Annotated in this window: 24 protein-coding genes and 4 tRNA genes; 1 reads left to right on the top strand and 27 read right to left on the bottom strand. The window is 63.4% G+C overall.

All coding sequences use genetic code 11. The features are described from left to right. The 14 genes from OES25_15525 to rplM all read right to left on the bottom strand — a co-directional run. Nucleotides 1-95, bottom strand: a 95-nt coding sequence (locus OES25_15525) for a GTP-binding protein (protein MDH3629051.1), incomplete at its 3' end; no start/stop codon positions are given. A 43-nt stretch (nt 96-138) separates the two neighbouring features. Next, nucleotides 139-214: transfer RNA gene (locus OES25_15520), tRNA-Thr, on the bottom strand. A gap of 104 nt (nt 215-318) precedes the next feature. After that, nucleotides 319-394: transfer RNA gene (locus tag OES25_15515), tRNA-Gly, on the bottom strand. A 108-nt stretch (nt 395-502) separates the two neighbouring features. Beyond that, a tRNA-Tyr gene (locus OES25_15510) sits at nt 503-589 on the bottom strand. 95 nt (nt 590-684) lie between these two features. Then, a tRNA-Thr gene (locus OES25_15505) sits at nt 685-760 on the bottom strand. A gap of 42 nt (nt 761-802) precedes the next feature. After that, nucleotides 803-1582 (bottom strand): RNA methyltransferase, encoded by a 780-nt coding sequence (locus OES25_15500; GenBank protein ID MDH3629050.1) that lies wholly within the window; start codon nt 1580-1582, stop codon nt 803-805. Beyond that, on the bottom strand, nt 1572-3032 hold the full coding sequence (gene gltX / locus OES25_15495) for a glutamate--tRNA ligase (protein ID MDH3629049.1): 1461 nt from the start codon (nt 3030-3032) through the stop codon (nt 1572-1574). The genes OES25_15500 and gltX overlap by 11 nt, the downstream gene beginning before the upstream one ends. Further along, on the bottom strand, nt 3029-4228 hold the full coding sequence (gene ispD / locus OES25_15490; protein ID MDH3629048.1) for a 2-C-methyl-D-erythritol 4-phosphate cytidylyltransferase: 1200 nt from the start codon (nt 4226-4228) through the stop codon (nt 3029-3031). Before ispD ends, gltX begins: the two co-directional genes overlap by 4 nt. Beyond that, entirely contained in the window at nt 4228-4788 is a 561-nt protein-coding gene (gene frr / locus OES25_15485) for a ribosome recycling factor (protein MDH3629047.1), read from the bottom strand. Before frr ends, ispD begins: the two co-directional genes overlap by 1 nt. A gap of 4 nt (nt 4789-4792) precedes the next feature. Beyond that, a complete protein-coding gene (gene pyrH, locus OES25_15480) occupies nt 4793-5512 on the bottom strand; it encodes a UMP kinase (protein MDH3629046.1) in 720 nt (239 codons plus the stop codon). Between the two features lie 4 nt (nt 5513-5516). Further along, a complete protein-coding gene (gene tsf, locus OES25_15475) occupies nt 5517-6116 on the bottom strand; it encodes a translation elongation factor Ts (protein ID MDH3629045.1) in 600 nt (199 codons plus the stop codon). Nucleotides 6117-6238: 122 nt separating this feature from the next. Then, on the bottom strand, nt 6239-7099 hold the full coding sequence (rpsB, locus tag OES25_15470; protein ID MDH3629044.1) for a 30S ribosomal protein S2: 861 nt from the start codon (nt 7097-7099) through the stop codon (nt 6239-6241). A gap of 42 nt (nt 7100-7141) precedes the next feature. Beyond that, nucleotides 7142-7540: a 30S ribosomal protein S9 gene (gene rpsI, locus OES25_15465; protein ID MDH3629043.1), complete on the bottom strand. Its 399-nt coding sequence runs from the start codon at nt 7538-7540 to the stop codon at nt 7142-7144. 15 nt (nt 7541-7555) lie between these two features. After that, entirely contained in the window at nt 7556-8005 is a 450-nt protein-coding gene (gene rplM / locus OES25_15460) for a 50S ribosomal protein L13 (protein ID MDH3629042.1), read from the bottom strand. A gap of 196 nt (nt 8006-8201) precedes the next feature. Here rplM and OES25_15455 point away from each other — a divergent pair, with 196 nt between their 5' ends. Next, nucleotides 8202-8921 (top strand): ubiquinone/menaquinone biosynthesis methyltransferase, encoded by a 720-nt coding sequence (locus OES25_15455; protein ID MDH3629041.1) that lies wholly within the window; start codon nt 8202-8204, stop codon nt 8919-8921. 6 nt (nt 8922-8927) lie between these two features. Here OES25_15455 and OES25_15450 read toward each other — a convergent pair whose 3' ends face one another. The 13 genes from OES25_15450 to OES25_15390 form a co-directional block, all read right to left on the bottom strand. Next, the gene (locus tag OES25_15450) at nt 8928-9551 is read right to left on the bottom strand and encodes a hypothetical protein (protein ID MDH3629040.1); all 624 of its coding nucleotides are present in this window, start codon (nt 9549-9551) and stop codon (nt 8928-8930) included. A 68-nt stretch (nt 9552-9619) separates the two neighbouring features. Next, complete coding sequence (locus tag OES25_15445; GenBank protein ID MDH3629039.1) at nt 9620-11437, bottom strand: hypothetical protein; 1818 nt, start codon at nt 11435-11437, stop codon at nt 9620-9622. Between the two features lie 3 nt (nt 11438-11440). Then, nucleotides 11441-13648 carry a prepilin-type N-terminal cleavage/methylation domain-containing protein gene (locus OES25_15440; protein ID MDH3629038.1) on the bottom strand — a complete coding sequence of 736 codons (2208 nt, stop codon included), beginning with the start codon at nt 13646-13648 and terminating at the stop codon, nt 11441-11443. Then, the gene (locus OES25_15435) at nt 13645-14118 is read right to left on the bottom strand and encodes a prepilin-type N-terminal cleavage/methylation domain-containing protein (GenBank protein ID MDH3629037.1); all 474 of its coding nucleotides are present in this window, start codon (nt 14116-14118) and stop codon (nt 13645-13647) included. The genes OES25_15440 and OES25_15435 overlap by 4 nt, the downstream gene beginning before the upstream one ends. Beyond that, nucleotides 14115-14630 (bottom strand): prepilin-type N-terminal cleavage/methylation domain-containing protein, encoded by a 516-nt coding sequence (locus OES25_15430; GenBank protein MDH3629036.1) that lies wholly within the window; start codon nt 14628-14630, stop codon nt 14115-14117. Before OES25_15430 ends, OES25_15435 begins: the two co-directional genes overlap by 4 nt. A 67-nt stretch (nt 14631-14697) precedes the next feature. Continuing rightward, nucleotides 14698-15507 (bottom strand): prepilin peptidase, encoded by an 810-nt coding sequence (locus tag OES25_15425; protein ID MDH3629035.1) that lies wholly within the window; start codon nt 15505-15507, stop codon nt 14698-14700. Between the two features lie 4 nt (nt 15508-15511). Continuing rightward, the gene (locus OES25_15420; protein MDH3629034.1) at nt 15512-16360 is read right to left on the bottom strand and encodes a tetratricopeptide repeat protein; all 849 of its coding nucleotides are present in this window, start codon (nt 16358-16360) and stop codon (nt 15512-15514) included. Beyond that, nucleotides 16357-17166, bottom strand: a complete 810-nt coding sequence (locus OES25_15415; protein ID MDH3629033.1) for an ABC transporter permease — start codon at nt 17164-17166, stop codon at nt 16357-16359. Before OES25_15415 ends, OES25_15420 begins: the two co-directional genes overlap by 4 nt. Further along, on the bottom strand, nt 17163-18095 hold the full coding sequence (locus tag OES25_15410; protein MDH3629032.1) for an ABC transporter ATP-binding protein: 933 nt from the start codon (nt 18093-18095) through the stop codon (nt 17163-17165). Before OES25_15410 ends, OES25_15415 begins: the two co-directional genes overlap by 4 nt. 12 nt (nt 18096-18107) lie before the next feature. Beyond that, complete coding sequence (locus OES25_15405) at nt 18108-19391, bottom strand: FAD-dependent oxidoreductase (protein ID MDH3629031.1); 1284 nt, start codon at nt 19389-19391, stop codon at nt 18108-18110. Between the two features lie 7 nt (nt 19392-19398). Further along, a complete protein-coding gene (locus tag OES25_15400; GenBank protein ID MDH3629030.1) occupies nt 19399-20433 on the bottom strand; it encodes an undecaprenyl/decaprenyl-phosphate alpha-N-acetylglucosaminyl 1-phosphate transferase in 1035 nt (344 codons plus the stop codon). A 79-nt stretch (nt 20434-20512) separates the two neighbouring features. Next, a complete protein-coding gene (gene asnB, locus OES25_15395) occupies nt 20513-22468 on the bottom strand; it encodes an asparagine synthase (glutamine-hydrolyzing) (protein MDH3629029.1) in 1956 nt (651 codons plus the stop codon). A 66-nt stretch (nt 22469-22534) separates the two neighbouring features. Next, complete coding sequence (locus OES25_15390) at nt 22535-23686, bottom strand: glycosyltransferase (GenBank protein ID MDH3629028.1); 1152 nt, start codon at nt 23684-23686, stop codon at nt 22535-22537. Nucleotides 23687-23736 lie beyond the last annotated feature (50 nt).

Genomic DNA, 23736 nt, shown 5'->3' with positions numbered 1-23736 from the left:
ATCGCAGCCGTCAACGTCGTCTTTCCGTGGTCCACGTGACCGATCGTTCCCACGTTAACGTGGGGCTTTGAACGATCAAATTTTTCCTTGGCCATCGCTACTCCTTCGTTCGCCTTGTCTGCTAACCAACACTCGTAATGGAGCCCATGACCGGATTCGAACCGGTGACCTCTTCCTTACCAAGGAAGTGCTCTACCGACTGAGCTACATGGGCACAACGGTTCAAACAACTGTCACCGTCGGGCCGCACTCGCTCTCTAGAGACGACCCGTGTCAACTCCAACATCCTTTCGTCTTCGCCTCGTCCGTCATCGTGATTGGAGCGGGAAACGAGATTCGAACTCGCGACCCTCAGCTTGGAAGGCTGATGCTCTACCAACTGAGCTATTCCCGCGCACTCCTTCACGGCGTCCCTTGAATCGCCAACGCTTCTTGATGGACTAAAGACCCTCGACCGACCAACCAAACAATTCGTTTCAAACTTCAATACCGACGCGACGACTGGTGGAGGGAGAAGGATTTGAACCTTCGTAGGCCTAAGGCCGGCAGATTTACAGTCTGCTCCCTTTAACCACTCGGGCACCCCTCCGTAATGGGCCAGACAAATCGACCTTCACGGTCGGACCCCGCTGATCGCCGTCACTCTATTTCTTCTGTCCTTCTCCCCGACGAGCCAGCTCCCTTTGGAGCTGGCGAAGGGATTTGAACCCCCGACCCGCGGTTTACAAAACCGCCGCTCTACCAACTGAGCTACGCCAGCCTCGACACAAACGGCAGATGTTAACAGTGAGCTATGGAGCTTTCAAGACCCCCGACGGCGGGATTTCCTCTGACGAACCGCCTCGAAAAGTAGCACACCTGTCGAAATTGCGACATTGAGAGAATCAAAATTTCCCGCCATGGAGATTCGGGCCCGAGAATTGCAGGCATCCGCCAGCGAAGGCCGAACCCCCCGCCGCTCGCCACCCGCCAGGATCAACGTCGGACCGGTCAGGTCGACCCGATCCCATTCGACGTCGCCGCGAGGGTCCAGGACCACGGTCTCGAACCCTTTTTCCCTCAACCAGCCAATTCGTCGGGCCAACCTCGGTTCACGGGCCACGACCAGGCCCTCCACGGCCCCCGCCGAGGCCTTGGCCACCGCCGGCGTCAACCCCACGGTCCCCTCGCTGCTCAGGAGGACGCCCGAAACGCCGGCCCCGATGGCGGAACGCAGGATCGACCCCAGGTTACCGGGATCCTGGACCCGGTCGACCGCCAACAGCAACGGGGCGTCGGTCGCCTCGAGGGCCTCGAGACAGAGGGTCTCTGCATCGGCGTAGACCCGTGGGGCGATCTCGGCCAGCACACCCTGATGACGGATCCCATGGCCCAACTGCTGGGTCAGGACACGGCGTGGCACCCGCTGGGTCGGGATGCCGGCCTGACGGGCGGCACGAAGGAGTCGGCCGAAACGGGACTCCTGCTCGACGGCCACCAGGAGTCGCTGGATCGAACGCGGCCGTCGCTCCATCAACTCCTGGACCGGACGGTTCCCGTAGACCCACGTCGGCTCGCCCGATTCGCCACCCTTATCGCTCACCGAGTTGCTCCAGTTGGCCGCGGATTCGAGCCACCGCCGATGGAACCCGTTGGGGATTCAGCCGATGTCCGACGACGATCGCCGGGACCAGCCGATCGAGGTCCGGTCCGTGCTGGCGTCCCGTCAACGCCAGACGGATCGGCTGGAAGAGCGCTTTCCCCTTCTGCCCACTCCGCTCCTTGACCGTGGCGACGACCTGCTTCCAGCCGGGGCCATCCACCGGTGACGCCTGTTCCAGCGCCTCGATCAGCGCGCCGGCCACCGACCGACCTTCCGCGCTGGCCAGGGGGCCGTCAACCGCCGTCTCACCGCCGGCACCGACGTCGAAGAGCATCTGGAGCCGCTCCGGAATCTCGGTGTAACGACTGAGGCCCGGTCGGACGAGGGCCACCAGCAGCATCTGCCAGTCGGGATCCAACGTGGCGCTCTCCAGCAGGCCGGCCCGGTGGAGTCGTTGACCGATCTCGTCCCCCAGACTGCCGTCGTCCTGGCGGACGATCTGTTGCGCGCAGACCCAATCGAATTTCTCAGGGTCGAAGGCTGCGGGAGAGCGGCCGACCCGCGAGAGACTGAAACGCTCGCGGAGTTCGTCAACGGAGAGAATCGCCTCATCGTCCTGAGGGCCCCACCCCAGGAGCGCCAGAGCATTGACCACACCGCCGGCCGGGTAGCCTCGTTCCCGGTAGTCGCCGACCGAGACGGCGCCATGACGCTTGCTCAGGCGACTGCCGTCCTGCCCACGCACCATCGGGAGATGGACAAAACGAGGTCGCGGGCTACCGAGGGCATCGAACAGGAGAACCTGTCTTGGCGTATTGGAGAGATGGTCGTCGCCACGGATGACCTCGTCGATGGCCATGGCGGCATCGTCGACCACGACCGCAAAATTGTAGGTCGGGCGACCGTCCTGACGAACGATGACCGTGTCACCCAGCTCCGCAGTGGGGAACTCGATGGTCCCCCGTAGCCCATCCTCGAACCGGACCATGTCGGCGGGCGACTGCGGGTCCACGACGGCAAACCGGATCGCGTGGGGCTCTCCGCCGCCGGCTCGCGTCGTCGCCTCCTCGGGATCCAACCCCCGACAGGTCCCAGGGTACGGAGTCACGCCGTCCGAAGGACAGAAACAGCGGTAGGCCCGTCCGGCCCGAAGCAACCGCTGACCGGCCTCCCGATAGAGTTCGCTGCGTTCGCTCTGTCGGTAGGGGCCGTGATCCCCGCCGACGTCGGGGCCCTCATCCCAATCCAGCCCCAGCCAACGTAGATCCTCGAAGATCGTCGCCTCGGACGTCGCCTGGTGCCGATCGGTATCCGTATCCTCGATCCGGAGGACCATCGTCCCCCCGCGCCGGCGGGCTTCCAGCCAGTTGAAGAGCGCGGTCCGAGCGTTGCCCAGGTGAAGCGACCCGGTGGGAGATGGCGCAAAACGGACGCGTGGGCCGTGACTCACGACGACGCCCGAACGAGGGCGACGGCCTGACAGGCCAGCCCTTCGCCACGCCCCAGGGCGCCCAGGCCCTCCAGAGTTGTGGCCTTCAGCCCGACCCGGTCGCTGGGCATCCCGAAGGCCTCGCCGATCCGCTTCCGCATGGCGTCGGCATGGGGCGAGATCTTCGGACGTTGCCCGAGGAACGTGATGTCCAGGTTGACGGGCTCGAAACCGGCCTCGCGAATCAAGCGGGAAACGTGTGCGGCCAACTCCGCGCTGTCGGCATTCCGGAATCGTTCGTCGTCCGGTGGGAAATGGTGGCCGATATCGCCGAGACAGAGCGCTCCAAGCATCGCATCCATCGCCGCGTGAAGAATGACATCCGCATCGGAGTGCCCGTCGAGAGGCGTCTCGCCCGGAAAGACGACACCGCCAAGGACCAACTGCCTGTGGGTTCCCGCCTGGCCATAACGGTGGATATCGAACCCCGTGCCTATCCTGAGATCCATCTCCGCTCCGTCGGCGTCCTCGGCGAACCACGCCTGTGCCTGATCGAGATCTTCCCGAGTCGTAATCTTGGCGTTCCGTCGTTCTCCCTGGACCCAGTGCACCTCATGGCCGGCCTGCTCCAGAATTCCGGCCTCGTCGGTCTGTTCCAGGACGGCATCGCCCAGACGATCGAACGCGTCCTGCAGCCACTGGCGACGTGCCGCCTGAGGGGTCTGCGCGAGCCTCAGCCCACTTCGATCCACCGTATCCCGGACGACCTCGCCCTCCACGCGTTTGACCGTATCGGGGACCGCGACACCAGGAACGACGGCCCCATGGTCTCGAACGCCCTCGACCAGCCGCGTCATCAGTTCGGGAGTGACCAGCGGTCGGGCGGCGTCATGGACGAGGACATAGTCGGCATCGGTCGCCGCCTCCAGTCCGGCCCGCACCGACTCCGGTCGTGTCGCGCCGCCGGCGACGACGGCCTGAACCCCGGGCCAACCGGCAACGGCCCGTCCCGTATCCGATCGGATCTCGTCCTCCGAGAGGACCACGACGATCCCGTCGACATCGGCACAAGCCTGCATCGCACGGACGGCGACCTGCAGGACGGACATGCCCGCGCCTAATGTCTCAAACTGTTTGGGAAGCGTGCCACCGAATCGGGATCCGCGCCCTGCGGCAACGACGATGGCGACGATGGTCTCGCTGCGCCCGCGTCGCATCAGATCTCCATCAGGTCCTTTTCCTTGGCCGCATTCAGATCGTCGATCGCCTTGGTGTGATCGTCGGTCTTCTGCTGAATCTCCTGGAGATGACGACGGGCGTCGTCCTCGGAGATCTGCTTGGCCTTCTCCATCTTCTTGATCTCTTCGTTGCCGTCGCGGCGGATCTGTCGGATCGCCTGCTTGGCATCTTCGCCCATCGAGCGGACCTTCTTCACCAGCTGTTTGCGTCGCTCCTCGGTTAGCGGAGGAATCGGGATTCGCATCATCTTGCCGTCGTTGGTCGGGTTCAATCCGAGGTCCGACGTCAGGATCGCCTTCTCGATCAGCGGAATCAACGTCGGGTCAAACGGCTGCGCGACGATCATCGAGGGCTCGGGGATCGACAGCTTCGCGACCTGATTCAGCGGTGTCGGCGTTCCGTAGTATTCGACGCTCAGGCCATCGAAGAGGGAAAGCGAGGCGCGACCGGTACGGATGGCGCCGAGCTTGCTGCGGGCATCCTCGAGGGTGGCGTCCATACGGGAATCGGTATCGACTAACAGTTCTTCCGGGGTCATGGAATCATTCTCCCACAACGGAGCCGACGTCCTCGCCTGCCAGGATACGACGCAGGTTGGAGGGCTGTCGGATGTTGAAGACGACGATCGGTAGTTTGTTGTCCATGCAGAGTGAAATGGCCGTCGTGTCCATCACCCTCAGGCCACGCTCGAGCACCTCGAGATAGCCGACCTTCTTGAGAAGTTTTGCGTCGGGCTCCACCATCGGGTCCGCGGTGTAGATGCCATCGACCTTGGTGGCCTTCAGCAGCACCTCGGCCTTGACCTCCATCGCCCGCAACGCCGCGGCGCTGTCGGTGGTGAAGTACGGATTGCCGGTGCCCGCTGCCAGGATGACCACGCGACCCTTCTCCAGGTGTCGCAGCGCGCGACGGCGCAAGAAGGGTTCGGCCACCTGACGGATCTCGAGGGCGGAGAGTACGCGGGTTGTGATGTTTCGCCGCTCGAGAGCATCCTGTAGGGCCAACGCATTGATCAGTGTCGCCAGCATTCCCATGTGGTCGGCGCTGACACGATCCATCCCCTCGGCCGCGGCACCCCGGAAGATGTTGCCGCCACCAACGACCAGAGCCAGTTCGACTCCAAGCTTGTGACAGACGGCGATCTCGTCGGAAAGCGCGCCGAGCACCTCCTGCGAGATACCGGAGGTTCCGCCCCCCATCAACGCTTCACCCGAGAGCTTCAGCAGCACTCGTTTGTAGCGTAGCGTGCCGTCTTCGCTCACGTGGCTAGCCTTCGTCGCCGAGCACGAACCGACTGTAACGTCGGACCTTGATGTTCTCGCCGATCCGACCCACTGCCTCGGTGACGAGTTGCGTCACGGTCTGGTCGGGATCGCGGACGTAGGGCTGCTCCATGAGACAGTTCTCCTTGTAGAACTTCTCAATCTTACCCTGAACGATCTTCTCGACGACGTTATCCGGTTTGCCGGACTGGCGAGCCTGATCCGAAGCGATCTCCCGCTCGCGGTCCAGCACGTCCTTGTCGACGGACTCGCGGTCCAGGTAGCGCGGATTGGCGGCCGCCACATGCATCGCGATTCCCTTGACGAAGGAGACAAACCCCTCGGAGCGCGCCGCGAAGTCCGTCTCGCAGTTGACTTCCAGAAGGACACCGATCTTTCCGCCGGTGTGGATGTAGGAGCTGATGAGACCCTCGCCCGCCACGCGACCGGCCTTCTTCTCGGCCGACGCGGCGCCTTGCTTTCGGAGGATCGTCTCGGCGGCCGTGACATCGCCCCCTGCCTCTTCAAGTGCCTTCTTGCATTTCATCATGCCCACGCCGGTCTTCTCGCGGAGTTCCTTGACGGTGGCGGCTGTGATCGTCATCGCTCGATTCCCTTCAGTATGGAACGGGTCTGCATTAAAAAGCCCCGGCGCAGCCGTGGTCCGCGTCGGGGCCTGTTCTCGTTTCGTTCGTATCGATCGTACTCGTCAAACGCGGATCTTGCTTAGTCGTTGCTGCCGGCCTTCTCCGCAACCGCGGGAACCTTCTGCGGCTCCACAACCTGCGCTTGCTTCCGGACCTTGAGTCGCCGCGCTTCGCGGGCTCGGACACGATCGGCCACGCTGCGCGGCTGCGCGGCGGCGTGCTTCTGATCGTCGGACTCGCGAGAGGGCTTGCGTGCCTCCCATGCGGCACGACCCTCGATGATCGCATCGGCAAAGCTCCCGGCGAACAACTTGATGGCACGAATGGCATCATCGTTGCCCGGGATCGGGAAATCGATCGGATCGGGATCGCAGTTGGTATCGACGATAGCGATTACCGGGATGCCCAGCTTGCGAGCTTCGGCGACCGCGATCTTCTCTTTGTGGGGATCGACCACGAACATCGCCTGCGGAAGCTTGCCCATCGTCTTGATGCCCGAGAGACTCTTCTCCAACTTTCCGCGTTCCTTGTCCAGACGAGAGCGCTCTTTCTTGGTGAGCTTGGCGGACTCTTCCTCGTCCATCTCCTCGAGCTCTTTGAGTCGATTGATGCTTTTGCGAATCGTGGCGAAATTCGTGAGGGTTCCACCCAGCCAACGTTGGTCGATGTAGTACTGCCCGCTGCGTGTCGATTCCTCGACGACGACTTCCTGGGCCTGGCGCTTGGTCCCCACGAACAGAACACTGCCACCGCGGGAGGCGATTTCCGACGCGAACGAAAGTGCGTCGCGCAGGAGCTGTGCGGTCTTCTGCAAGTTAATGATGTAGATGCCATTGCGGGAGCCGAAGATGTAACGCTTCATCTTCGGATTCCAACGACGGGTCTGGTGGCCGAAATGAACGCCGGCTTCCAGTAATTCTTTAACCGTGACGGATACCAACAATGCCTCCCTGGCGAACCTGCGCGGAACGTGGATACACGACTATCGTTTCGAGAATTGGAATCGCTTACGAGCGCCCGGTTGACCGTACTTCTTACGCTCGACCTTGCGGGAATCTCGAGTCAGGAATCCGGCTTTCTTCAGTGCGGCGCGGAGTTCCGGATTGTGCTCACACAGGGCTCGGGCGATCCCGAGACGAAGGGCGCCGGCTTGACCGGTATAGCCACCCCCGTGGACCCTGACGTGAATATCGAACTTGTCGCCGGTCTCGGTGATGGCGAGAGGCTGACGGATGATCTGCTTGAGCATGTCGTTGGGGAAGTAGTCGTCGAAGGTGCGACGATTGACGGTGATCTCGCCTTTGCCCGGCCGGAGGTAGACTCGCGCGGTCGAAGACTTGCGGCGGCCCGTACCGTAATGCTGAATCGATGTGTCGCTCACGTCGTTGATGTCTCTCTATCGTGAGGCGCTTGCGACCGCGATGGTCCAGGCCTTGGGTTGTTGCGCGTCATGCGGGTGTTTGTCGCCGCCGTACACTTTCAATTTCCGAGCCATCTGCCGACCCAGGGGGCCGTTGGGCAACATGCCGCGAACGGCAAACTCGATGAGTCTCTCCGGGTGCCGATCACGAAGCTTCTCCGCGGTGATCTCCTTGAGACCGCCGGGGTAGCCGCTATGACGTCGATACTTCTTGTCGGCCCACTTGTTGCCGGTCAGGTGGACCTTCTTGGCGTTGACGACAATCACGTGGTCTCCCACGTCGAGATGCGGGGTGAACGTGACCTTGTGTTTTCCACGCAACCGGGTGGCGATCTGCGTTGCCAACCGACCCAATGTCAGACCATCGGCGTCCACGATCCACCAGTCGCGTTGGATCGAGTCTCTTGTCGGAACATACGTCTTCATCGAAGCCTCACCCGTTGCCGGTCGAGCCTGGGCCGTGGTGCCCGACGGTCGACCTGCGCGCAGAAAATCCCCTGGAAATGAATGCGGACTTTTATCACCGGGGAAAAACCTTGTCAAGGCGACCCCATTGGTGCAGCCGACCTCGTGCCCGACTGCTATAGATATACCCGAATCGCGGTCCGCCATTGGGGAAAACGTGGTCAGAGATCCCGAAAAAGAGCCCAGCCGGGTCCGTTCGATGTTCGATGGAATTGCCGGGCGCTACGACCTGCTCAATCACCTGCTCAGCCTGAACCTGGACCGCCGCTGGCGACGGGCGGCCGCCAGGGAGCTACCGGAGCTCGGCCAGGGGGTGATCCTGGACCTCTGCGGGGGTACCGGGGACCTCAGTATCGCCGCCGAGGGGTCCGGCCGAGCCGAGACGGTGATCTGTTGTGACTTCTCCCACGAGATGCTCGCCAGGGCCAACGTCAAGTTCCGGCAGCGGGGGGTGGACGGGAGCTGTCTGGTCCTCGAGGCCGATGGCCTGAACCTGCCGTTTCCCGACGGGACCTTCGACGCCGTGACCGTCGGCTTCGGGGTCCGGAACTTCGTCGACCTGGACGCCGGCCTCGGGGAGATCCATCGGGTCCTGCGGCCCGGCGGGCGGCTGATCGTCCTGGAGTTCAGTCGACCGACCCGAGCACCGCTGGCACCGCTCTATCGGTTCTACCTGAAACGGATCCTGCCGAGGCTGGGTGACGGGGTCCACGGTGCACGAGGGCCCTACGGCTACCTGGCACGAACGATCGCCGCCTTCGACGATCCCGAGACCCTGGCCGATCGGATCCGAGATGCGGGGTTCCCGACCTGTGACTGGTCGCCAATGACCGGCGGGATCGTCGCGTCCCACACGGCCATCAAGGCCAGCCGCTAGGTCCCGCTACTTCGAGCGGGATTCTGCGAGGGCCTTGCGGGCCTCGACCAGTTCGGTCCGGGCGTCCTCGAGAGACTTCTGGGTCCGACGCACCCGCTCCTGCCCGTCGGCCGCATTCCAGGTCTCATCCCCGTCCGGGGCGTCCGGTCGCGGGAGGTAGGGGTTGCGGGTGGCCAGGAGACGCTTCTCCAGACCGGTGATCTTCTGCTCGGCGGCAACCACGGCCTCCTCCGCCGCGGCGATCTGTTGCTGGCGCTCAGCGTCGGCGGCTTTCTTCGCCTTCATCGCCGCAAGCGGATCCGGGAGACCCGGTGCTGCCGGTTGTTTCGTCGTCGGCGTCGTCGGCGGCGGCGTCGTCGGCGTCGTCGGCGTTGCGGTCTCCGACGACGGATCGTCGGTCGCGGCTTTCTTCGGAGTGGATTTCAGGTCGGCATTGGTGAAGACGATGGGCGCGTCATCTGCTTTCTTCTTGTCGACCTTCTTGCCGCCGGTGGCCCGAGCGATGTCGGAGCCCTTCTTTGTCTTCTCCTGGGACTTGGCCTTCTCCCCCTCGGCCGCGAACGGGGTCAGGGTGACGGCAAGGACGATGGAGAGTAGGACGACTAGCGGGCGATTGAGATGGCGTTTCACGGGGACCTCCGACCGATGATGGACTCTTTCAAGTGTATGGCGCAGCGGAGCGAATGTCACCAGAACGGTCAAAAAGAGCTGGTTTTCCACGATGTAATGGCGGTCAGGGGCAGATCCCAGGATTCCGGCGGCCAGTTCGCCTCGAGGGACGCGTCCCAGTAGAAGTCCGGCGTGGGCTGGCTGCCGTCGGCGATGGACTGGGTCACCCCCTCCCAGGTGATGACCGATCCGTAGTTGACCGCAACTCCCAGTGCCTCATACGACCCGTTCGTGAAGAAGATCCCGTGAAACGACGAGTGGGCCGTGTTGATGAGCGGTCCCCTCTCGTTGCGGATCACGCCACCCCCGAAAGCATTCGCCAGGTCGTAGCGGTCCTGGTTGACCAGATTGCCGGAGTAGTCGAGATTGATCCACGGCTCGCCGGGGTCGAACGTCCCGTCGCCATCCAGATCCTGGAACGGCTCGGCGGGGGCTTGCATGGTCGTCGCCGCACCGGTGAGACCGGTGAGCTGAAACGACTCGACGTTGACATAGAGCAAGCCGCGGAAATTCCAGGTCCCCCCCGAGATCGTAATCGCAGGCGTCAGGTTGTCGAACACCCGATCGCCGTCGTCATCCCGGGCCGGGCGTCCGTCCTGCGTGTCGAAGAAGTAGAAGCCCTGTTGGCCATCGGTGATCTGCCGGAAGGTCTGCAACGGGCCCAGTCCGTTCTCGCGGAACTGATCTCCGGTGACCCATCGGTAGTAGTGGGCGTTGCGGTCCCCCGAAGTCGCCACGGACTTCCAGAGTGGGTACTCAAAGTTGGGACAGGTCGCCAGCGGCAGTTGCTGGAACAGATTCGAGTGATCGCTGCCCGCCGCCGGCGGGCTGGCTGCCGGATACGGCTGCTGGCCCGGCGCGTGGCCGACCAGGTCTCCGCCGGCGATCGCCCGAAACCAGGGGCCACCGGGGTGCGGGATGGTATGCCCGTCCCGCGCCGCCTTGAAGTCGGTGATCGCGGTGGCATCCACCGTGTCCCAGAGGCGGTCGAGTCGCGGGCTTACCGGCACCCCCCGGGGAATGCTGGCGGGGAGTCCCAGCACATCGGACGACAACGTCATGTCCCCGACCGAGGTCATCGGTCCCCAGTAGACCGATAGGTCGCCGGTGAACACGATGTCGCCGCAGGAGTGCAGCGGTGCATACGCCAACTCATAGGGTAGCTCGCTGACCACGAACTCGACGTTGCGACGGGCGACGTAGTCCGTCCCGTTGTGAATGCCGGCAAAGACATTGACGGTGGCGGTCCCGAATCGTGTCCACGACCCACCGCCGGTATCGATGTAGGGCGGCGCGTAAATATCGACCCGCTCCACGCGAGCTTCCAGGTTGCGGCCCGGATAGCCCGGCAGCAGATCCTCGATCAGTGCGTCGAGGAAACCGGCCGCGGTGGTCCCACCGTCTGCCCGGTCGATCCGGATGTCCGGGTAGGCGGCGGTCCCGACGAAACGATCGACCGACTCGCCCTGCAGCGGGCGCTCGAACAACGCATCGTCGGCCTGTTTGTAGTACGGCCGGGAAGCCAGATTCCCGTCCGCGGCGATCGGTGGGTTGATGTAGGGGTCGGTCTCGTCGACGTAGCGCCGGGCATCGCGACGTACATCGCCGACCTGCGGAACGTTCAGGGCGGTTGACGGCGCATCGAACCAACGCTTGGCCGATCGGGCGACCGCCTCGCAGACGTAGAGCGCCTGCTCGTGGTGGAGTTGGTTGCTGGCGATCGCTCCCTCGGTCTGGCCCAGAAGCAGGAACGACATGCCCAGCAGAAGCAGGATCGCCGTCACCAGGATCGCGATCACCATGGCGGAGCCACGCTGCCCCGTCATCTCCGCGGGTCGCAACGTCACCGATCAACTCCCGCCAGGCCGGAGCCAGACCAGCACCGACGCCGAAGCGACACACGCGGGGTCGCTCTCCTGGGCGACCTCGATCAGAAGCCGATACAGCCCACGGGGCTCCGTCGTCACCTGCCACAGGTACTCGAACGAGCTACCGGGCAAAGCTCCGCTGAACGTCTCGTCAGGACGACCGACCGTTCCCGACCCGACATGGAGGAACTGGATTCGTTTGGGGAGGTAGGAGGCGGCAGGACCGGTCACCTCGAACTGTATGCGCGTGCGGTCGGTCACCCGAGCGAAATAGTCCGGGTTGTTGATCTGCACGCGGCCCGCAAAACTACACGCCGGCGTTACGGCCGCAGAGTAGTCCGATTCATTGGCGGGGCTACAGGCGTCCACGGCCTTGACCCGGTACCACGCCTTCTGCCCGCGAGGGACCACACTGAGGTCGATATATTCGTTGACACGGAACTGCGTCGGCAGGGGCACAAACTGCCCCTCGTTGCCGGCGGGCAGGTCGCTGGCATCCAGGTAGGCCCGGCCGACAATGTAGCTGTCGATGTGAATCGGATCGTTGTTGATGTCCTCGAGGACATGCTGCCACTCGAACCGAATCCCGCGGGTACCGACGTTGAAGTAGGCGCCGACGCTCCCCGGAACCTGCGGTTTGATGTTGGATTCGGCCTCGCCGAACACCTCCAACGACGCCTCTCCCTCGGCGCCGCAATGATCGACACCACGGACCTCGTACCAGTAATCTCGGCAATTGACCGCCGAGTCGTCGCTGAAGGCCGGCATCGGGTAGGCCGGGATCTGCGCCTCATCCGCCACCAGGGTTGTCACGACACCGGAGGCGACTCCCCGGTAGAGCCGGTAACCGGCATGGTCCCTCAACATCGGTGCCTGGGGATCGTCGAGCAGCGCGCCGAGGTTGTCGAAGACCGCGTCCCAGCTCAGATCGACCCGGCCGTTCAGGCTGGTCAGGCCATTGGTCGCCGTGAGGTTCAGCGGGGCCACCGGCGTGTTGCCTGGGAGAAAGTTCTGGGTGACCTGCGAGGGTGCCGTCGAGGGGCCGCTCTGATTCCCCGCCGCGTCGACGGCGGTTAAGGCGACGTAGTAGGTCGTTCCATCCACGAGACCGTCGATGTAGGCCCCGGTGCCCGCCACCGATCGCTGTTCCAGCAAGGCCGCAGGATCGAGGCCGTAGAGCAGCTTGTAGTAGCTGACCTCGTCCACCGCCGGGTTGGGGGACCACTTGGCGTAGAGGCCGCCGCAATGCCCGGGATACAGCTGTGGGGGCGTCGGCGTCGATGGCGGCGAGACGTCCGCCTCCAGATTCGGGATGCCGGTCTTGCCGAGATTCCTCGGGCTGACATCTCCGCTCAACCGAAACTTCAGGAAACGGCGACTGTCGGGATCCGTGTCGTCCTTGTCGATCCGCCCCTCGAGTTCGAGGGGGTCGCGAGTCTGCCCTTCCACATCGACGGTGATGCGACGGATGGCGGCCCGGTCCTCGCGATCGCTCTCGGAATCCCCTCCTCCGGGTGGAGCGATCTCCGTGCCGTTGGCGTCGAAGTACCGAAATTGCAAGGAACGAACATTGTCCGCCAACGGGGCACGTAGCACGAAACCACCGCCGCCGAACTGGGAAGGGTCGTTGTTCAACCAGACCTTGTAGAGCGTGTACGGTGGCTCGTCCTGTACCAGCTCGACGCCGTCGATATCCACACGCTCGACGTCGCCGTCACGATTGGCCTCTCCCACGTCGGCCCACAGGGTGACGGTCTCCGTACTACTGCCGTCTTCCTTTGCGAGGACGTAGCCGATGATCTCGTCGTTGCCGGTGGTGACTGTCGGGTAGGCGCCGTCGTCCAGGGTCTCCTCCGGGGTGACCGCGGCGACAAGATCCGCCGAATCGAAGTCGGCCCGAACGAAGACCGCCGACTCGTGGGCGACCTCGATCTGTTCGTCGGGTCGCGAGCGGTTGCCGTCGGGATTGGTGTTGTAGCCCGCCATCCGAAGTGCCGCGGTCAGTCGGTCGCTGGCCACGCGGACGACTTGCTGCTGCTCTGCGAGGTTATCTCCTACCTTGTAGGACGCCTGGGCATCGCGGTAGAGCACCAGAGCGACCCCCATGGCCAGAGCCAGAACCGTCACGGCGACGAGCAACTCGATCAGCGTCAGCCCCGACTGCGATGCGTTGGTGCGACGACAACTCATGTGCGCACCGTCGCGATCTGGACGCTGCGGGTCTGCAGCCCCTGCTGCCACTGGACCGTGACGACGACGCGAACGGAGGTTGAGTCTCTGAGGGCGGGAGGACTACCGGTCTCGGTCACCGAGGCCACCGTGATCTCGATCCAGCCGTCGCTGCCACCCAGGGCCTCGTCCAGCAAGGCCTGCCAGTTGGCGCTCTGTGGATCGACCCTGGAATCGATGACGTACTGCGTGGCGCTGCCGTCGCGGCCGAATGCGCGCCACAGGTCCCGATAGCTCCAACCGGTCATCTCCTCGATGACATCTCGTGCGACCGTCACGGCGGCGGTCTGGCCGCGTCCTCGATTGAGTTCTCTTGTCGCCAGCGTAAACATGCCGGAGATGGAGATCATCACGACGCCCAGGATCGCAAGCGCGAAGATGACCTCGACGAGGCTAAATCCGGCATCTCCGGCTGCGTTACGCCGCATCATTCGACTCGGGTGACCTTCGTGAACCCAAGTAGATTGGTTCGAACGATCCATCCATTCGGCTCCACAAGGTTTACGGTACACGATCCGTTCCTGGGGTCTTCCAGGACCACGGTGACCGCCGTCGCGCCGTCGGTTCCCCCGTTGGCGTGAAAGCGAATCGCCGTGATCGGCTGGTTGGCACCGTCGACGACCGACTCCACGCAGACGGTATCCGGCATCGCCGTATCGTGTACGACACCACGGAGATTCGTCCACTCGAAGGAGCTGTTCGGGTGTTGCGTAACCGTGACCGACGTCGTTGCCTGGGAGTTGACAGCGGTCCAGCGCGCCGCCCGCAAGACCGCGGCGAACTCTCCGACCGCGCCCTTCAGTCGTGCCTCGCGCACCACGTCGCTGACGAGCGGGATCGAGACCATGACCGCCAACGAGATGATGGCCACGACCACAAGTAGCTCCGGCAGTGTGACACCGGAGGAACAGATGGCTCTTTCGTTTCGCCCACACATAGTCATCCCGTCTCTAAACGTACGCGCAGCGAAGCATGTTATCAGTCGGTTCCCAAGAAAGGGACCCATGGCGCTACATCGGGGGTCGTAGCAACTGCATGTAGGCGGCGGCGATGGGCTGAGCCCACAGCAACGCGGCCAGTCCGGCGGGTGCCAGGAAGCAGCCGAACGGCAGGGTGTCCTGCATCGATCGGCCTCTGAGGGGCACCAGCGAAAGCCCGACCACCGCACCCACCACCGAGCCGGCGAAGATGGTGAAGATCACGCCGGTCACACCGGTGAACGCACCGACGAGTGCCATCATCTTCACATCCCCCATCCCCATCGCCTCGACACCGCGCAGTCGCGAGTAGAGTGCGCCGACGCCCCACAACACACCCGAACCGAAGCCGGCGCCGTAGACCGCCGCCCAGATCCGTGGCCAGCCCTCGTCGGCGCCGAGGAACGGATTCCACCAAGCCAGCGCCATGCCCAACGCGAACCCACCCAACGTCACGACATCCGGCAACAACTTGTGGTCGTAGTCGGTAAAGAACAGAACGAGCATCGCCCATGCGAACGGGACCGACACGAAGAACTCCGGTGTCGGACCGAACCAGAGCCACGATCCGAGCACGATTGCACCCGACGCGAGTTCGATCGATGGGTAGCGCCACGATATCGGCGACCGGCAGAACCCACACCGACCACGAAGGACCAGCCACGCCAGGACCGGCACGTTCTGATACCAGCGCAATCGCTTCTCACAGGACGGACAACGAGACGGTGGATGAACCACACTCTCACCCAGTGGCAGCCGATAGATGCAGACGTTCAGAAAGCTACCGACGACGAGTCCGATAGCGGTGAGATAGATCGAGGTGAGGGGTTCGAAGAGTGTCAACAGATCAATCCCTGAACAGGCTGCCGTCAGCGACGTTTGCGACGCCGGTCAACGGGTCGTAGAGATACGGTTGGCCATCGAAGTCCAACGGCAACGAGTATAGATCGCCGGCCTCGACAAGCTCCTCGATCGATGTGGGACGACGGCCTGTGCGAGCCACGAAGTCGGCGATGATGCGTGACAGATCCTCGATGTCGGCACGATGTTTGAGCCGTCGAACCTGTCGCTCCGCGATTCCCCGCGAGCGGTCGTCCGTTTCGTCATCGTTGTAGATCTCGAGCCACAGCTCCAGCGCCTTTCGGGTGTCGCCGGTCTTTCCAAGCAGCCCGGCCTTCATTCGCCGAACACTGTCCGGGGCTCCCGGGATATTCGCCGCCACATCGAAGTAATGCACGGCGTCTTCCAGGCGACCGGAATGGTAAGACTCCCAGGCAGCGATCCACGGCAGCATCCAGTTATCCGGGTTTCGCTCCATCCCGCGGTCGAGTAGCCGCAGTGCCCCGTCGATATCGTGGGCCTCGACGCTGAGAATCATCGCGCCCATCCAGTAGGCATCGATGTAGTGCGGATCGAGCGTGACGATCACGCTTCCGAATATGTGCTCCACGTATCGAAACCGATCCTCCCGTTCGTAGGAGGCATAGAACTGAATGGCCCAGAGATAGATGACATCCGCCAGGAACGGCGCCTGGCCGAGACTGGCCGCCTTCAGGTAGTCGCCGTTGGGCAGGTAGAGCAGCTCCTGACTCTCGACACGCACCCCGGCCAGCCGTTCGAGACGGGTGCCGGAGACGGCCGAGAGCGCCAGCGCGACGGCCACCAACAGGACCATCGTCGTCGAACCGCGACTCACCGGTTGAAGTCCTTCCTCTCGAAGGCCACCGATGCCAGCAAGAGAATCACGGCGGCGTAAGACACACCGTAGAGCGCGGCCATCCAGACGTACCCGTCGGGGAGCGGCAACCCATGAACCGCATCGGCCTTGATATCCAATCGATGGAGATGCGGCATCACCGCATAGACGGCATCGCAGACCCACTTACCGATCGTGCCGGTGACCTTGTCACGAAGAAGCGGCAGGCTCCACGCCAGATGGCCCGCAACGTAGGATGCGAAGGTCCAGACCGCGGCGAGGATCGGATTGGTCAACGTCGAGAAGAGAAGCGCGAACGAAGTGACCACCGCGAGTTCGATAGTGATCAGGAAGAGCGCGGGAACAAGGTCCCACGGTGGCTGGCCACGCAAGACGAGAACGATGGACAACGCGATCGACATCAGAACCACGTTCATCAGCAAGACCGCCATCAGGCCGACGAACTTCCCCAGGAGGAACTGCCATCGTCGGACGGGGTTGGCGAGAAGCGTGTAGACCGTTCGGCGCTCGATCTCCTTGAACACCAGCGAGACACCGATGAACACCGCGGTCAGCACGCCGAAGATCGAGATCGCGGACAATCCCATATCCGCGATGATCTTCTCCTCGTCACCGACGGTCAGCAGCGAGAGCAGCTGAGAGACGACGATCAAGATAAGCGCGAAGACCAGCAAGAGGTAAAGCACGCGATCACGAATCGCCTCCCTGAACGTGTTGAGAGCGATCGCACGAATCGCCGCATCGATTCTTGGCAAGCGGCGGGTCGATTCCAGGCCTCCGCTCATGATACGTCCCTCACTTCGCGCACCTGGCGGAGGAAGAAGTCCTCAAGGCTATCCTTCCGCGGCCAGACGGAAACGACGTCGCCTCCGTGCACCTTCACGGCTTCAATCAATCGGGCGAGATGCTCGGCATCCGTCACGCGAACGAGAAGTGCGTCCGCCGACTCGCTGACCACTTCGGCCTGTAGCAAGTCCGCCTGGACACCGCGAACCGACACCTCGAACCAACGCACGGTCGGCTCGATCAACTCGTTCAGCGAACCGGCTGCGATGCGTGTCCCTTGCTTGAGAATGGCGACGCGGTCACAGATCATCTCCGCGTCTTGAAGGATATGGCTCGAGAAACAAACCGTGGTGCCGCCATCCCGAAGGTTGAGGATCAGATCGCGCACCTCACGTCGACCCACCGGGTCCAGTCCGGACATCGGCTCGTCGAGCACCACCAGCTCCGGACTGTGTTGGATCGCCTGCGCCAGCCCGACGCGCTGGATCATTCCCTTCGAGAACTTTCGAAGTGCCACGTTCTCGTGACCCGCAAGTCCCACGCGACGGAGCGTCTCGTTGACGCGGCGCCGTCGGTTCGCGCCTGCAAGGCCCTGAAGACGGCCATAAAAATCGAGGAACTCGCTGGCCGTCAGATAGTCGTAGAAATAGGGATTCTCGGGTAAGAACCCGATCATCGCCCGAGCCTGAGGATCCCGGGGCGAACGCCCGAACAGTTTGACGCTGCCGGAGTCCGGCCGGAGAAGACCCAACATCATCTTGATGCTTGTCGTCTTGCCCGCGCCGTTGGGACCCAACAGCCCGAACACCTCTCCTCGCCGGACCTCCAGGTCCAGCCCCTTCACCACCGTCGTTCGCCCGATCCCCAGGTGACCCCGAAACGCCTTGGTCAACCCACGAATCTCGATGGCAAGTGTGTTCTCACCCATCGCCCGCCTCCGTCAACCGATTTTCTCCGCCAGTTCGAGTCCGTCGAGAAGCGCCCGCTCCATGTACGAGTAGGTCCACGCCCCGTATCTTCCGATGCAGTGAATGTCCTGCTGCTCAAGCTCCGGCATCACCCGTTGCATCACATCCTGACGATCGCGATCAAAGATCGTGTAACCCGGATCGACGCGGACCCAATCTTCGACGAGCACTCGGTCGTCCTCGGTGAGGATCCCCTCCCGTCGCAGACAGGCCAGTGCTTCACGGCCCATCGCGACCTCGTCGAACTCCTGATCCCGCCTGAGACCGAACTCGATATACATGGACGACGTTCCGGCGGGTGCCACGCCGTCGGAGAAGTTGGACGGGAAGCCGACACGGTAAAACGGCGCATCCTCATCGGGAAAGTAGAGCCAGTGTGCCCCGTCGGCCAGACCCGATCGATCGATTCCCAGATTCAGACAGGCAACCACCGACCAGTCGAGACGGGCCGCATCTTTTGAATAGTCCTGTGGGCCGCCGTGGGCCATGTTCAGGAAATGGGGTAGCGGGCAGGTGACCACCAGCTTGTCCCAACCTATGCGTTCGCCGTTGGTCAGACCGACGCTGCGCTCCGAGAGGTCGACATCGGTGACCTGAGAGTCGAAACGGATGTTCTTGACGCGAGAGGCCACCGCCTTGGGGAGCACATCAATCCCGCCGGTATGTGGGTAGCGGAACTTCGAGTTGTAACCCATCCCTCGATTCTGCAGACCGATGGCACCGCGAATCAACTCTTCGAGCGTCGGCTTCGGGACCGCCCACGAAACCCAATCGGCGGTCATCTCGGCCGGGGCGCGACAGAACAGCTTGCAGTTGTACGGCAACATGAATGCATCGCTGATCCCTCGCCCGAAGACCGCAAGCGACCAATCTTCAAACGACACCTGCGGGTCGTCAGGAAGCGGGACCGACAGGCTCTCGACGAATCCCACCAGACAGTCCGCCACGGTCTCCTTCGGAAGCCCGTGGAGATTACCCTGGAACGGAAACGGCAAGGTCGCACCCCGCGAACGGATTCGGGCGTCGCGCTCGATCACGGCAAAGGTGTCGGGCAACATCTCCTCGACCCAGGCCATGATCCGTGGGTCCTTCATGTGGAGCAGGTGCCCCGTATAGTCGAAGATGAATCCGTCGATATCGCGACTCCGGCAAAGCCCGCCGGCGTCGTGAGCACCCTCGAGGACAAGGTGCTCGGTTTCACCGAGGTGATAGGCCGTCGACATCCCGGCGAGTCCGCCTCCAACGATCAGGATCATGGATTCCTCATAGGTTCATATCGATGGTCTTCAGCCAGATCGCGACGACCAGGCCGATGATCGCCAGCCCGCCCAGCACCCAGAGGGCCCCCTGCTGAGGCAGGAGCGTGATGGCGATCGCGGCCGCTCCAAGAATCGCCGTAACGACATACGACGCCACGACGGTCTGACGCGTGCTGAGCTTCCATTTCCGAAGCCGAAGCGCCACATGGTCCGGGCTTCCGATCATCACCGGAAGCCCGCGACGCCAGCGAACGTACATCACGAACACCATATCGAACAACGGCACACCGAGGATGAGTGCCGGAGCGATTGCGGCGATGTCGTTGCGCGCCGTGTACGCATTGTCCATCGCCAGTGCTCCCAACGAAATACCAAGAAACATGCTGCCGGTGTCGCCCATGTAGATCTTGGCCGGCTGGAAATTGTAACGGAGAAAACCGATACACGCGCCGGCAATTGCGGCAAGAATCGTTGCCGCCGCGATGCCCTGATTCATCTCGGCGACGATTCCCAGCACGATCGCGGCGGTCGCGGCGGTGCCGGCGGAGAGCCCGTCCATGATGTCGATCAGGTTGAACGCGTTGGTCACCGCCAGCAACCACCACACGGTCAGAGCAATCGCCAGCGGCACGGGCACGAAGGTCAACTGGATGAAGAGACCGGCCTTGATCAACACCGTGACGGCCACCAGCTGGCCGGCCAGTTTCGCCCACGGCCCCAACCCACCCAGATCGTCCAGCATCCCCAGGACGACGACGATCGCTCCGGCCAGCAGGATACCCAGAACCTGGTGGTTGAACGGAACGGTGATGGCCAGCGCGACGAAGCACGAGAGGCTGATGGCCAGCCCACCCAGATAGGCGACGGGCTCGCGATGGGTCTTCAGCTTTCCATCCGGGTGATCGACGATCCCGAAACGGATCGCTGCCTCCCGGATCCTCGGGGTCATCAACAGCGAGACGGCCGTCGCGATGCCGAACGTGAGAACGTAGGTTCCCCATCGACGAACGGTCTCGTCCTGTAGCCACCCATCCATCATGCCGCTCTCGTCTCCTGCAGAACTCGAAGCCAAATCTTATGTCGTGGGCCCACGGGGTCCAGTCGGGAGATGCGACAAACTAGTTGCAGTTCTCGCGCCACGCCTGGAACATCAGCACGTCCCAGAGGTAGTAGTGCCAGTCCCGAGCACCCGAACAATGCTCTTCCCACTTGGTGCGGATCGGGGCCGGGTCGAAGATGCCGTCGTCACGCAGACGACTGGGAGAGAGCAACGACTCGCCCCACTCTCGCAAGGGCCCTCGGAGCCAGTGGTCGATCGGAACGCCGAACCCCATCTTCGGACGATCCACCATCTCCCGCGGGACGTAACGATCGAGGACGGATCGCAGCACCGCCTTCGTGGCCCCCTGACGGACCTTGAACTCCATCGGCAGGGTCCAGGCCAGCTCGACCACCCGATGATCGAGGAGCGGCACCCTGGCCTCCAGGCTGACGGCCATGCTCGCCCGGTCGACCTTGGCCAACACGTCATCCGGTAGGTAGGAGACGCTGTCGATATAGCTCATCCGCTCGACGGGGTGACCGAACTTCGGTGGCCGGCGCCACGGATGTCCGTCGTCCGGAAGACCGTCGGCCTCCAGCACCAGCTCCGCCGGTTGCTTCCAGTGGGTCATCAGGTCGCGATAGAGGATCTCGATGGATGGAAACGCGAGGATCTCCGCCATCTTCTTCAGCTTGTCCCCGGGAGTCCCCGCCGTACCGTGCTTCTTCCAGAGCGGTGCCAACCAGAACCCGGTGCGATCGAGCAGCCCCTTGGGACTGCCCCGAAGTAGACCGGCGACTCCGTTCCGTGCCCAGCGTGGAATCCAGCCGATGCGACCCCAGATCTCCATCGCCATCGCATAACGACGGTAGCCGGCAAACAGCTCATCCCCGCCGTCGCCGGAGAGCGAAACCGTCACGTGACGTCGGGCAAGCTCGGAGACCAGGTAGGTCGGAATCTGGGACGAATCGGAGAACGGTTCGTCGAACATCTGCGGCAACCGCGGAATCACCGCAAGCGCGTCCGACGACGAGACCGTCAGTTCCGTATGTTGGGTCCCGAGATGGTCGGCGATCGCCTTCGCAAACGGCGCCTCATCGTACTCCTCCTCGTCATAACCGATGGAGAACGTCTGAACCGGGACCGCACTCTGGGCTTGCATCATCGCGACAACGGTGGACGAGTCGATGCCGCCGGAGAGAAACGCGCCCAATGGAACGTCGGCGACCATCCGGGCACGGACCGCGTCGCGAAGCTGATGATCGAGGGCGTCGACCGCGTCGTCGTAGCTTCCCTGGAAGACGGCACCCTGCCCGGCGGCGGCGACGTCCTTCATCGACCAGTAAGCCCTGGGCGACCCAACCGTCGGGTGACCTGCACTTGACCCATCGATGGTCAACCAGTGACCCGGTTCGAGCTTCCGGATCCCCCGATAGATCGAGTGGGGTGCGGGGACGTAGTTGACACTGACGAACCAGGCGATGGCCCCGGCGTCCAGTTCCCCACCGAACCCCGGGTAGCTCCGAATCGCCTTGAGTTCCGAGCCGAAGACCACGACGCCGTCGATGGAGCCGTAATACAACGGCTTGATCCCGACACGATCACGGACGAGATGCATCCGGCGATCCACGGTGTCCCAGACGGCGAACGCGAACATGCCGTTCAATCGGGGAAGCGTCCGTTCGAGTCCCCAGCGCTCGATGGCGCACAGCAGGACCTCGGTGTCCGAGTGCCCACGGAACTGCGCACCCTCGGCCGCCAGCTCGCCCCGCAGCTCGATGAAGTTGTAGATCTCGCCGTTGTAGGCGATCACGAACCGCCCGCCTGCGGATCGCATCGGCTGGGCACCCTCGTTGCTGAGATCCAGGATCGATAGTCGTCTGTGGGTCAGCCCCGCACCGGCGGCTTCATCGAACCACGACCCTGAAGCGTCGGGACCACGATGACGGATCCGCTCCGCCATGCGGCCGAGATGACCCTGCCAGTCATCCGTCGTAAATTCACCGCCGATAATTCCGGCCAGCCCACACATGAGACGCTCCAGCTACACGTTGCCCGGTCGATTAAGGATCTTTAGAGAGCCCGGGTCAAGCACGGGTTATCCGACTTCGTATCTCAGTCCCCCGCTCATCAGGTCTGCCCACAACCGTCGGTAGCGACGAACGACGACGGCGAGTTCGAACCGACGGCAGATCCGTTCCCGCGCGCGGAGCCCCTCCCGTTTGCGTTCCTCCGGTGTCAGGGCCAGGACGCCGCCCCATCTGTCGGACAGGGCTTCCGCGTCACCCGCCGGCACGATCCACCCGCAATCGCCCACCAGCTCGGCGACGTCGCCTACATCGGTGGCCACGGGTGCGACACCGGCGGCCATCGACTCACCGATGGCGTTGGGAAACGCTTCGCTGGCGGAAGCCGAGGTCCCCACATCCAGAGACGCGGTGAGTCGAGCGATGTCCGAGATCGATCCGAGGCCACGCACTTCGCGCTGCAGTTCGAATTCGCGGATCCAGCGGCCGAGAAGTTCGTTTCCGGGGTCGGTCCCCTCTCCGGCCAGGATGAACTGGGCCGCGACCCCTTGATCGAGCAGTCGTCGTGCGGCACGGAGGAAGGTTCGATGATCCTTCAGCGGGTGAAATCGAGCGACGTAGCCGATCCAGGGCCGGGACGGATCGAGTCCGTGACGGGAAGCGACTTTCGACCGATCGCTGCGCCCGGGGGAAAACCTCTCGACATCAAACCCGTTGGCAATCACGACGTCCATGAGCGGGAACCCGAACTCGGCGTGCTGGCCGGCGGCGGTATGCGAGTTATAGACGACCACCCGCGGCGGCCAGGGATACCGTTGACAGGTTCGGATGACACGGGCGGTCGCAGGCTTCTCGCGCTGAATCTCCAGGGACTGACGGACGTTCCAGACGACGGGCGACCGGGTGGACGCCAGCGTCCCGGCGACACTTGCCGCAAGGTTGCCGTGATACATCCAGCCCTGGACCAGGTCCGGTGCCAATCGACGGGTCTGCTGGACCAATCGAGTCAAACTCGAGAGCGCGCCGCGGTGGCTGCCGTACCCGATCGCGGTCACCGGGACTCCGTGCGATTCCAGGAGATCGGCGACCGGACCCCGCGGACCCAGCGCCATGACGTGATGCCTCAGCCCGGCTTGTGCCTCGGGGTGCGTGATCAGTCGGGCCAGCATGCCCTCGGCACCCCCCGGTCCGAGTCCGGTGATGATGTGCAGGATCGATCTCATTGGCCAAGTTCCTGAAGAAGGGTCTCGGTTCGGTCGCCGAGACGCTGCAC

The organism is Acidobacteriota bacterium (assembly GCA_029861955.1).
Classification (GTDB): Bacteria; Acidobacteriota; Polarisedimenticolia; order Polarisedimenticolales; family Polarisedimenticolaceae; genus JAOTYK01.
Note: the sequence above shows the minus strand (reverse complement) of the source record. Positions and strands in the feature narration are given on the sequence as shown.